Raw genomic sequence first — 9,360 nt, forward strand, 5'->3', positions numbered from 1 at the left:
TTATAATAAGTCATCCCCCCAAAACATATCTTCGTTAGTTATAATACCAATTTTAATAAATTCCTCTAACCTGTCTTCAACCTGATTAGCACTCATTGTATCCTTCATATGACGGATAATATCATCCACGGTATCATCGTCATTGATTATTTTCCAGATATCAGAATCTTTTTTATTTAAAATCACCCTACTGCCATCATTTTTTATGATACTGGTATATTTTTCATTTTCTTTCCAAACATAAGTTGTTTTATGTAATATGTCTTCTCGTTTAATCATATTTTAATGAATGTATAATTCTAAAAAAGCGTTTCTCTTTTCTGAGAAACGCTTTCTCACCATTACGTTGGTCCTGGTAATGGACCAATCATTGCAATCGCTATGCCTGCTCCGAAGCCCCAATCACAGTTTACTCCACAGCCTAAATCAACACGTTTTTTCTGCTCTACGCCTTCGCTTTTTGGTGTTTCATATACACTCATTTTGTCACCTCCTTCACATTTTGTCTTTCCAATACTTTTTTATGTATTAGTACATTCTTTATACCATGTCAGAGCATTTACAACCATATTTATTGTTTTTTTTGCACTTTTTTTTATCTCTTTGGACATAGGCAACACATGGCTGATTAATTTCAATTATTATAAAATAATCTATACATAATTATTTTGATGAAATATATTTTCATAGTCATTCATTGCAACATAATTGTGTCACTACATTGGCACACTTCTGCGATTGAAGAGTAATTTTACCCATGTTACAATTGATATTGCTTATAGTATTCCTATTTTCTCCAGCACCTTAATCGGTGCTTTTTTTGTACCCGTAAACCTTTCGCTGACAGTAGCCAATACTTACACAGTACGTACAGCGTACTTCCCCTAAAATAAAAACGTATTCTGTGCGTACAGTGTAGGTAAAACTTCCTATTATATAATGAAGGGAGATTACCATGAAAACAAGAAATGAAATCTATCAAGGGGAAGGTGCCCAACTGCTCCGGTTCATTACAACTTACCATTCGCTGCAATATGAACAGATCTTACGGCTCTTTTCCAAAAACAGAACATCTATCAAGTCTCTGATCACTAGTCTGGTAAAACAAAAACGTATTATCTATGATAAGGAGAACGGGCTTCTCTGCGACAGCCAGGAATCTGCAAACAATCCTGATTATGGGATGATTGCATCTTTTTGGGTGCTTTTGGACTTCAAAAACGCCATTGTGTACCATACTGACGGTGAATTTCCTGTGAAACTGAACTTTTTCTCTAAAGATGAGCGGTATGAAGTCCTCTATGTCCCCCAGGAACAGGAATATCTTATCAATCATGTCATGGAAAGCCAGACAAAAAGCGATGCAAAACGGCTGGTTGTATTAGAATCGGAAGAACAGGCTTCAAAAATCCATATCACAGGTGTGATTGCCTTTTGCCTTGTAGACTCCTCTACCGGATCTGTCAGCTATTATGCAAAGAAATGAGGTATGTATGAACACCAAAACTGTTTTTGACCGTTTACAGAGCATTGATGATGAAGTCCAAAAACTTCACAACACTATTTTTGCATTGAAAACAACAGATATTCAAGCGTATGCCGACAAATACGAAGAGCTGAGTATCAGTGCTGCCCTACGTTCTGAAAGGATTACCTGCCAGCTCAGAAATCTGGTATATACCACAACTGATACTGGAAAGAAAGACTATCTGAAACAGGCTGCGGCTGTGCAGGGAATCAAAATCTCTTTTTCAAATAGTGTTCTTTCTATTACCATGCCAGGGCTACTGCCCAAACGTAAATTGCGAACCAACACCGCTTTTCTACATGAGCCATTAAACCTTGCCTTGCAGACTTATGTGGCAGAACATTCTATTCCGTTATATAAAAGATGTGTGGTCTGTTTCAGTCAAATTTATGACCAGAGCCTTTCTTTACAACGAATACGTGATTACGATAATTTGGAGTTCAAACAGATTTTAGATACTATCGCTTCCTATGTTCTGGTTGATGATACGGGACTCTTTTGCGACTCCTATCACACTACAGAACTGGGTAATTACGATCACACCGTTATCTTTGTAATGGAACCGGAAATCTTTCCTGGCTGGCTGAAAGATAGAAAAGCGTCTATCAAAACCATATCGGAAATTTCCTGATATTTTTCTTTCTTTTTCCGATATGGGTAATTTTTCTGCAAAGAAGCCATATTCTTTGCATTTTTTATGCTTAATACCGCCCTTACTTTACCCAAGTATAGGCTGTCATAGGTAAAAAATCGAACTGAGGTGATGCTTATTTGATAAAAACCGATTCTATAAAATATCAGCTTTTGGAAATGGTTGGACTATGTGGGGAATTCCCTTCCGGACAGCTTAACAGATTGATTGAGAGTGATTCCTATGCAGAGAAGGTGGTTACAGATTTAAAGCAGAGTAAGCTTATAAGAACACACTATAAAGATGGCCTACGAGGTTATCGCCTTACCAAACGGGCAAAAGAACTGCTGCTTTCGCAAAATTCCTGTCGTTTTCAAAACTATTTAACCGGAAATGCAGAAACCAACCTCATACGTAGCGAATTACCAAGACGGCTGCGACTTCATCAAAAAGCAGAAACCTATTTGACGCTTTCCCATGCCGGAATCCCATTCTTTCCAGATGAAAAGCCCCTGCTTTTTTCTGAATCCGGCGAAGCGGCTACGTTTCCTATACGAAGCCTTCCTCTGTTTTACTCTTCCAGGGAAATAAAAAATCTTGGAGCAGCCACTACAAAAATCAAAAATTCCCGTTGTATAGGAATCCTGATGGCTCCTCACTGTGTCTATGCTGTTTATAATACCGGAAATACACTTCTAAAATGGGAATACAAAACGGAAGTCCGACTCAATGCTTTTTTGCAGCACTATCTTCAAGGACTTCCTTACCATGGCCCACCTACCGTTTATGCCATCATGACTGGCAGTGATATGGATATGGCTTTCCGACTCCTTACCAGTACCGGGGGATACAAAAAAACACTGTTCATGCTGGATACTGCGTATGAACACTTCTATTTCCTACCCAATAACAGCTACGGAGAATACCTGCTCCGTTTATTGGTACAACCCCAGCGTATGATGCAGCTCAATCAACTACTACTGTCCGACTGTTTTCCCCAGCGTGAGGATCTGCCAATTGAACATGATGGAATAGACAGCCAGGAAAAGCCTATTTTGCTTGCGTATGATTTTGACATGCAGCGTATCAACCGCTTCAATACTGGATTAAATATATATGGGCTATCCGGGAACCTGATTTGCTTTGACTTTCAGCTTCCCTGCCTGAAAAAATACCTGACTGCAGATATACACTTCTCCAGCATTGATTTTCAAAAGTTTAAAAGGAGGTTTTTCAATGAACCGTAAATGGTGGAAGTTCCTGTTTTTGCTTCCCATAAGCGTCTGCACTCTGTATGCCGGAGGATACGCAGCACAATTTATTAAAAACTATCAGGAATGGACTTCTGCCGGAAACTTTGCCGGCAACGGAACCTATCCGCAAGCAGCTTCTTTACACCCATTGGTCTGCTTTCATACTGCCCTTATCGATTTCCCATACAATTTGTATGGGATTTTTCTTTGCCTGGTTCTCTTGGGGCTTCTTACTTTTTTACTTATGCGTATGGGATATGACAGAAACGGGGAGATTAGTGACCATGACCGGAACTTAAATTACTCTACAAAAGGAACCTACGGTACATCCGGATTCATGACTCCAGATGAAATGATGAAAGTTTTGGAACTGACCGGAGATGTAAAGAAAAATAAAGGAACCATTTTAGGCAAATTAAATGGCAAAGCTGTATGTCTTCCATATAAGACACGAATGAATAAAAATATTGCCGTTTATGGTGCCAGTGGTTCCATGAAATCCAGGGCATTTGCCAGGAATATGATTTTCCAGTGTGTCGCCAGAGGACAGGAAGGCAACAACGCTTCCGGGGAAAGTTTAATCATTACCGATCCCAAAAGCGAACTCTATGAAAGCATGTCTGCTTATCTGGAAAACGAGGGCTATGTAGTAAAAGCATTTAATCTGGTCAATCCGGAAAACTCCGATAGTTGGAATTGTCTGGGTGAAATCAATGGACAGGAAACGATGGCTCAAGTATTTGCAGATGTCATTATCCAGAATACAGGTTCCGGAAAAGGAGATCATTTCTGGGATAATGCGGAGATGAACCTGCTAAAAGCCCTGGTTCTCTATGTGGATCAGGGCTTTCCGCCGGAAGCCAGAAATATTGGACAGGTTTATAAGCTGCTGACTATGAGTTCCGAAAAGGAGCTGAACAGTCTTTTTGATCTGCTCCCAGTGTCCCATCCAGCAAAAGTTCCTTACTGCATCTACAAACAAGCCAGTGATACCGTGCGAAGCGGAGTTATTATCGGATTGGGTGCCAGACTTCAGGTATTTCAGAATAAACTCATTCGGCAGATTACCTCTTATGATGAGATTGATCTGACACTTCCAGGGAAACAGAAATGTGCTTACTTTTGCATTACCTCAGACCAGGACAGCACCTTCGATTTTTTATCTTCCCTGTTTATGACCTTCATCTTCATCAAACTGGTCCGTTATGCAGATAAATATGGAGAAGAAGGAAAACTTCCTGTTGCTGTACATATACTGGCTGATGAGCTTGCTAACACCGGAGCTATCCTGGAATTGAATAAGAAGATCAGTGTAATCCGAAGCCGGAATCTCAGCATTTCCTGCATCTTTCAGAATTTACCCCAGATGCAGAACCGCTATCCTTATAACCAATGGCAGGAAATTATCGGCAACTGTGACACCCAGCTCTTTTTGGGCTGCACAGATGAAGTTACTGCTACCTTTATCAGTAACCGCAGCGGCGATGTAACCGTAGGGGTAAGCAGCGAAGCTAAGCAGCTCAATAGCTGGCGGGTATCTGACTATACACCGGAATACCGGCAGACAAAATCTATCGGCAAACGGAAACTCTTAACCCCAGATGAAATCTTGCGGCTCCCGCTTGATACTGCTTTGGTTATCCTACGTGGACAAAAAGTCCTAAAAGTAGAAAAGTACGATTATACCCTGCATCCAGATGCCCAAAAGCTGACACCAAGAAAAGCATCGGAACACATACCTGAATGGCGCAAAAATGGTTCCTCGGAAGAAACAGATTATCGACCACAGTCCTCATCCGGATCATCCAAAAGGAAACGCCGTCCATCTTCTGCATCAATAGCAAAACAGAAACCACATTTTACATCCGAACCCGTTTATCAGGAACCTACTCCCGATGATTTTATGGAGGATTTCCTTCAGGAAAATTTTATAGAAGATTCCCCCGACTCTGGCATGGTTCCTTTAGATAAAGATTCCATCATGTCATAACACATTTTGAAAGGAGATAACATTTATGGCAAACGAAACAATGAACCTGAACACCCCTATTTTAACCCTTGACTCCGATACTGTATTAGAAACTGCTCAATCAAAAGCGGATTTAATCTGGCATGACATCCAAAATGCCTATCGTACCCGGAAAATTCTCACTGGCATTCTAGGAGGTATTGAAAAGACCGAAGCTGGCAGCTTAATAGCAATTATTTACTATAAGGATTATCGGGCAATCATCCCTATCTCGGAAATGATGATCAATCTAATCCAGGATGAAACTCATGATTACGGAGATCTCTCTCTTAGACAGAACAAAGTCCTTAATAATATGCTTGGTTGTGAAATCGACTTTGTAATCAAAGGACTGGATACCAAATCCAGAAGCATCGTTGCCAGCCGGAAAGATGCTATGCTGAAGAAACGTCAGATTTTCTATTTTGATCAGGACTCTTCCGGGCAGACAAAAATTTATGAAGACCGTATTGTGCAGGCCAGAGTCATTGCCGTTGCTGAAAAAGTAGTCCGGGCAGAAATCTTTGGTGTAGAAACTTCCATCCTTGCAAGAGATCTGTCTTTTGACTGGCTGGGTGATGCCAGGGAACGATTCCAGGTAGGGGAACATATTCTGGTCCGGATCTTAACTATCCAGGGAGATTCCCCGGAAACGCTCTCCATCCATGCAGATGTAAAAAGCGTGGAAGGAAACACCAGCAAAGAAAATCTGAAAAATTGTCGGGTACAGGGAAAATATGCCGGAACGGTGGAAGATATCCACAAAGGAACAGTTTTCGTCCGGTTAGAACTGGGTGTCAACGCCATTGCTCACAGTTGCTACGACAGCCGCACCGTTGGAAAGAAAGATAAGGTGTCCTTTGTTGTGACACATATTGACGAAGATCGGAATGTTGCAGTGGGGATCATTACAAGGATTATTAAACAGAATATTTAAAGAGATTTCTTCATTTCCAAAGGTGAGTAGTGTTGAACTGCTCACCTTAAGTATATATATCAATTTTGGATAATTATATATTATACAAACTCATATTTTCAATCTATTTTTATTCTTTCAACCAATGACACTTTCCTTTGAAGTTTCAAAATAGCATTAACCATACATATAGTTACACATAATACTAGTAATATATATATTATAATATGTGGACATGGTAATTGATAAACAAAATATGAAAGTCCATTCTTACTTAATGCCTCCACAAGAACATATCCCAATCCATTTCCTAATATTAATGTTACTGCGATACTAAGTATTATCAAAAGAATATTTTCATACATAATCATTTTTTTTAACTGTTTCTTAGTCATTCCGATAGCTTCTAACATGGCAAACTCTCTGCGTCTGGTAGCAATAGAAGACATAGATATACAAATTAAATTTAACCAACTAAATATAATTATGAAAAATGACACCCCTAAAATTTGCATACGTGTTTTCTCTATAATATCTGCATTTTCCTTTAGTGTTTCTTTAAGTGTTTGCATTACCAAATCTGGATGATTCAATAAAATCTTTTCTAATTTTTGAGTAACAGCATCACCATTCATTTTATAATCAGAAACACTGAGAATTATTGAAGCTGTAATATCCATATCTCCCCAAAATTTTTTTATTGTTTCTGGTGTTAAATAAAATCCTTCATTAAAACTTTTTTCAGATGTTCCAGCAATTATTATATTATCCGAATGTTCCTGTCCATCAAACCATCTAAAAGTTAAATTTTCTCCTTTAATAGGACAATTATGATACACATCCTTTTGGACATCGGTTCCTAATATTATCATACCATTTTTTTCTACCAACTCTTCATATGTCCATTGATCGTCAAGACTATCCAACACTTCCGCTTTATTTTCTTCTGTTATGGGAATTATTGGTATTTCCATATCTTCTCCTGCATATTCTATTATACCCGCCGTTCTTTTTTCAATTAATATATTTTTTACATTAGGTATATCAGCTATATTTTTAATCAGCTCATCAGAAAAAGGAGTTTTTATCTGATATTCTGAAATTCCATACGGCTTTCCATTAATTAAAGTATTATGATTAATCCCTATATAAAATTCTCCTTGTTCTAAATTTCCTTGACGTGCAAATTCTTCTTCACTCCATGAATTAAGAAATGTCACTCCGACAACAAAAAGCACTCCACTAATAACTAGCGAAACTAATATCAAAAATTTCTTTTTACGTTCTCTATATATATTTTTTTTGGCAAGTGTAAATGCTGTAAGATGACTATATGATTTTGAACTAAAGCTCTTACCATCTTGAAAAGACAAAAATTTCACATTTTCTATCGGTGTTATACTACTAGCAATTCTTGAAGGAGTTAATATAGATATTCGAACAACTAAATACCCTATTATCATTATAATTGTGCATACGATACTTATATTTACAATATTCACGCCGTTAGGTTCTATAAATATGGCAAAACAAAGTCCAACTACTACACCAATAGAAATTCCTAATAGACTACATATATCCCCTTCCATACGTATAAGCGATTTCACCTGTTTCTTAGTCATTCCAATCAGTCTCAAATTTCCTATTTGAACAACTCTATTTGAAACCGATAAATAAAAAATACTATAAATAACAATTATACTAACACCAAATATAAAAAAACTATATATAAATGTCATCCCAAAACTAGACTCGTCTCCCAAAGAACCCAAAAATTTACTATTAAAATAAATCTCTTTTCTATCAATATCATACTTATCCGCCATATCATATATAGTATTTTCAAATTCAACTATATTCATTATTTCCGCATTATTAATTCTAATGAGTGCCATGTATGGAATTTCTGTAAATAGTTTTCCTTCCTCTGCATATCTTTGCGAAACATAAAAAAAGCTTCCTGTGCTACTTACATTTTCACAAATTCCAGTAATTATAAATTTTTCAAAAATACCATCATTATTTGAAACTTCTAATTCATCGCCAATCTCTTTATTCAGAAGTTGTAGGAGATTTTCATTTATTACTACTTCATTTTTATCTATTGGTGCATTACCTTTTAAAATTCTATACGTGTGTATTACCTCTGTATTATTGGGCATATAAACAGCCTGAATCTTTTTATTATCTATTAAAATTTCAAAACCACTTTTGTAAGGGACTAATTCCTCAATCAATTTATTTTTTTGTAATTCTTCTATTTTTGAGGTAGTTAAATTTGCAATAGATACTTGCTGCATTTGCGACAAAACTTTTTGTTCTGCAGTCCTATTTCCAATTTGAATCAAAAAAAGTCCTGTAATCAAACTAATTGCTATAATAATAGTTAGTACTATGGCACCAAAAGTTAATTTATTATCAAAGGTATTTTTCCTCGCAATTATTCTAAGCATTGATTTCTCTATCTTCTTATTTTTCACATTCAAATGACTTACCTCCTCTATGCTAATACAAAACCATTTAAATAATCGAGAAAATATGAATACTAAATCCATACCTTCTCGATTTTCTAGTATTTTATCACTTGATTATAATATGTGCATCATTTCTTACTTATCATGAGAAATCCATGCATTTTGTGTAATGCAATCATGATGGCAATGAATTTTCAACTGTGTGTCACATGAACAAAAAATGTTCACCTCTTCTTCTGTTAATTCTGGTAATTCCTTTGATTCTTCAATAATTTCTTTTTTCATAGTTTCGATTTCCTTTCTAAAATATTGTTGTCCAAAACGCTGAACCATCGTGGCAATCTACTGCACATGCTGTTTTTGCATGTGTATCGCACAGACCATAGACATTAATTTCATCTTCTGTAAATTCCCTTGTTTCTGTGCTTTCCTCAGATAATTTTTCAATCTCTTTATTCATGCCTTATTCCTCCTTTCTACTACAATATATTTATGGTTAATATCCCTTACAGCCAGTAAGGAATTATCCATCTTGTTGCTTAAGCTGTAT

10 protein-coding genes are annotated in these 9,360 nt (G+C 36.9%); 5 read left to right on the plus strand and 5 right to left on the minus strand.

Annotated features, from left to right (window positions below):
• Together EAI83_RS15050 and EAI83_RS17340 are read right to left on the minus strand one after the other, a co-directional pair.
• Positions 1-279 (minus strand): hypothetical protein, encoded by a 279-nt coding sequence (locus EAI83_RS15050; protein ID WP_025579355.1) that lies wholly within the window; start codon positions 277-279, stop codon positions 1-3.
• A gap of 62 nt (positions 280-341) precedes the next feature.
• Complete coding sequence (locus tag EAI83_RS17340; RefSeq protein ID WP_156331270.1) at positions 342-482, minus strand: hypothetical protein; 141 nt, start codon at positions 480-482, stop codon at positions 342-344.
• A gap of 473 nt (positions 483-955) precedes the next feature.
• On the opposite strand from EAI83_RS17340, the gene EAI83_RS15055 reads away from it, so the two are divergent.
• The 5 genes from EAI83_RS15055 to EAI83_RS15075 all read left to right on the plus strand — a co-directional run bounded on the left by EAI83_RS15055 (position 956) and on the right by EAI83_RS15075 (position 6,357).
• Positions 956-1,486, plus strand: coding sequence for a DUF5697 family protein (locus EAI83_RS15055; protein WP_022380366.1), 531 nt, complete (start codon positions 956-958; stop codon positions 1,484-1,486).
• A gap of 7 nt (positions 1,487-1,493) precedes the next feature.
• The gene (locus tag EAI83_RS15060; protein ID WP_022380365.1) at positions 1,494-2,159 is read left to right on the plus strand and encodes a DUF6100 family protein; all 666 of its coding nucleotides are present in this window, start codon (positions 1,494-1,496) and stop codon (positions 2,157-2,159) included.
• A 140-nt stretch (positions 2,160-2,299) separates the two neighbouring features.
• Positions 2,300-3,406, plus strand: a complete 1,107-nt coding sequence (locus EAI83_RS15065; RefSeq protein ID WP_243113527.1) for a hypothetical protein — start codon at positions 2,300-2,302, stop codon at positions 3,404-3,406.
• Positions 3,396-5,402, plus strand: coding sequence for a VirD4-like conjugal transfer protein, CD1115 family (locus tag EAI83_RS15070; RefSeq protein WP_118309309.1), 2,007 nt, complete (start codon positions 3,396-3,398; stop codon positions 5,400-5,402). The genes EAI83_RS15065 and EAI83_RS15070 overlap by 11 nt, the downstream gene beginning before the upstream one ends.
• A 25-nt stretch (positions 5,403-5,427) precedes the next feature.
• Complete coding sequence (locus EAI83_RS15075) at positions 5,428-6,357, plus strand: RNA-binding protein (RefSeq protein ID WP_118309308.1); 930 nt, start codon at positions 5,428-5,430, stop codon at positions 6,355-6,357.
• A 98-nt stretch (positions 6,358-6,455) separates the two neighbouring features.
• Here the strand turns inward: EAI83_RS15075 and EAI83_RS15080 are convergent, their stop codons facing one another.
• The 3 genes from EAI83_RS15080 to EAI83_RS17350 all read right to left on the minus strand — a co-directional run bounded on the left by EAI83_RS15080 (position 6,456) and on the right by EAI83_RS17350 (position 9,270).
• Entirely contained in the window at positions 6,456-8,816 is a 2,361-nt protein-coding gene (locus EAI83_RS15080) for an ABC transporter permease (protein WP_173721417.1), read from the minus strand.
• A gap of 129 nt (positions 8,817-8,945) precedes the next feature.
• Positions 8,946-9,095: a hypothetical protein gene (locus tag EAI83_RS17345; protein ID WP_161206391.1), complete on the minus strand. Its 150-nt coding sequence runs from the start codon at positions 9,093-9,095 to the stop codon at positions 8,946-8,948.
• 16 nt (positions 9,096-9,111) lie between these two features.
• Entirely contained in the window at positions 9,112-9,270 is a 159-nt protein-coding gene (locus EAI83_RS17350; RefSeq protein WP_161206392.1) for a hypothetical protein, read from the minus strand.
• Between the last annotated feature and the right edge of the window lie 90 nt (positions 9,271-9,360).

This window comes from Blautia sp. aa_0143 (assembly GCF_004167315.1).
In the GTDB taxonomy this organism is placed as follows: Bacteria; Bacillota; Clostridia; order Lachnospirales; family Lachnospiraceae; genus Blautia_A; species Blautia_A fusiformis.

What these genes read in the sequence shown, in the direction of transcription:
- EAI83_RS15050 (WP_025579355.1), bottom strand. Translation starts at nt 279, where the DNA reads ATGATTAAACGAGAAGACATATTACATAAAACAACTTATGTTTGGAAA.
- EAI83_RS17340 (WP_156331270.1), bottom strand. Translation starts at nt 482, where the DNA reads ATGAGTGTATATGAAACACCAAAAAGCGAAGGCGTAGAGCAGAAAAAA.
- EAI83_RS15055 (WP_022380366.1), top strand. Translation starts at nt 956, where the DNA reads ATGAAAACAAGAAATGAAATCTATCAAGGGGAAGGTGCCCAACTGCTC.
- EAI83_RS15060 (WP_022380365.1), top strand. Translation starts at nt 1,494, where the DNA reads ATGAACACCAAAACTGTTTTTGACCGTTTACAGAGCATTGATGATGAA.
- EAI83_RS15070 (WP_118309309.1), top strand. Translation starts at nt 3,396, where the DNA reads ATGAACCGTAAATGGTGGAAGTTCCTGTTTTTGCTTCCCATAAGCGTC.
- EAI83_RS15075 (WP_118309308.1), top strand. Translation starts at nt 5,428, where the DNA reads ATGGCAAACGAAACAATGAACCTGAACACCCCTATTTTAACCCTTGAC.
- EAI83_RS17345 (WP_161206391.1), bottom strand. Translation starts at nt 9,095, where the DNA reads ATGAAAAAAGAAATTATTGAAGAATCAAAGGAATTACCAGAATTAACA.
- EAI83_RS17350 (WP_161206392.1), bottom strand. Translation starts at nt 9,270, where the DNA reads ATGAATAAAGAGATTGAAAAATTATCTGAGGAAAGCACAGAAACAAGG.